General features: G+C 43.5%; 1 protein-coding gene. It reads right to left on the reverse strand.

The window, feature by feature from the left end:
- On the reverse strand, positions 1-377 hold a 377-nt coding region (locus AAEY57_RS19475; RefSeq protein ID WP_350608603.1), incomplete at both ends, for a DUF885 family protein.

Genomic DNA, 377 nt, shown 5'->3' on the forward strand with positions numbered 1-377 from the left:
TACATGTGCATCCCTGTATCAACAACCAAACGTGCTGCTCGCCACATTTCATAAGTTAAGCGACCAAAACGGCTATATGGGTCTTGATAAAAGCCTGCCTCTAAACCTAAATATTCAGAGTAAAGCCCCCAACCTTCGCCAAATGCCGAAAGGTAAGCATCACGACGATAGCTCGGCAAATTTTCAAGCTCTGCATTAAGTGATATCTGTAAATGATGACCTGGCACTGCTTCGTGCAGCGTTAATGCTTCCAAAACATACAAAGGACGCTTATCTAAAGCGTAAGTATTTACCCAATAATACCCTGCTTCATCATCTCGATTAGAGCCTGAATATCGATCGGTTGTGTATTTAGGTGCAATACTGGCCGGTACAGG

It is taken from the genome of Pseudoalteromonas sp. MER144-MNA-CIBAN-0113, from assembly GCF_040308965.1.
GTDB lineage: Bacteria > Pseudomonadota > Gammaproteobacteria > Enterobacterales > Alteromonadaceae > Pseudoalteromonas > Pseudoalteromonas tetraodonis.